Raw genomic sequence first — 309 nt, forward strand, 5'->3', positions numbered from 1 at the left:
TCGCCCTCCATCGCCGCTTCGCCGCCGCTGCCGGGGGGCAGTCCCTCCAGCGGCGACATCCCGGCCAAAGCCAGTTCCTTGCGGACCAGGTTAGCCCGGTCGCGGCTCACGCCGAAATGGCGGGGCCCGAGCCTTTCCAGGCTGCCCTGCAGCCTGGGATGCCCGGCGAGGCAATCGGCATCGCGCTCGCTTCGGCAGGAGAGCACCAGCATCTCCGAAAGCGCCGTCCGGCCAATATCCCGGCTCCATTGTTCCAGAACCGCTCTGACCTGTCCGGGGAGGCCGCTATCCGCGAGGCTTTCGAGCCAG

Annotated in this window: 1 pseudogene; it reads right to left on the bottom strand. The window is 69.3% G+C overall.

Annotation, left to right across the window (positions count from 1 at the left end):
* A pseudogene (locus L692_RS32740) lies at window positions 1–309 on the bottom strand (helicase-associated domain-containing protein); the annotation flags it as partial.

Origin of the sequence: Paenibacillus forsythiae T98 (assembly GCF_000520735.1) — a bacterium.
Lineage (GTDB): Bacteria > Bacillota > Bacilli > Paenibacillales > Paenibacillaceae > Paenibacillus_AQ > Paenibacillus_AQ forsythiae.